Origin of the sequence: Xenorhabdus bovienii (assembly GCF_024721015.1) — a bacterium.
In the GTDB taxonomy this organism is placed as follows: domain Bacteria; phylum Pseudomonadota; class Gammaproteobacteria; order Enterobacterales; family Enterobacteriaceae; genus Xenorhabdus; species Xenorhabdus bovienii.
Map to the genome: position 1 here is coordinate 1 of NZ_JANAIF010000481.1, position 239 is coordinate 239.

The 239-nt window shown below is 36.8% G+C and carries 1 protein-coding gene; it reads left to right on the forward strand.

Going from position 1 to position 239, the window contains the following annotated elements:
- Positions 1-21: 21 nt before the first annotated feature.
- Positions 22-239: hypothetical protein (locus NXS07_RS22760; RefSeq protein WP_258087701.1), on the forward strand; the 218-nt coding region annotated here is incomplete at its 3' end.

Consider the following 239-nt stretch of genomic DNA (forward strand, 5'->3'; position numbering starts at 1 on the left):
ACCAAGAACAGAAGCCTACAAATGAAAAAACTAATTAAACCCAGCTTACTTATATTCGGATGTTTAGTATGGGCTGCCTGCAGCAACACTAAATATCTGAAACCCGGTCAAAAATTGTACACGGGCGCTGAGGTTGTGATCAATCCTGATTCATCAGCAAAAATTGAAAATCAAAAAGATGTTAAAAGTGATCTTGAAGCTAAAGCAAGACCAAAACCCAACAAATCAATTTTTGGCTT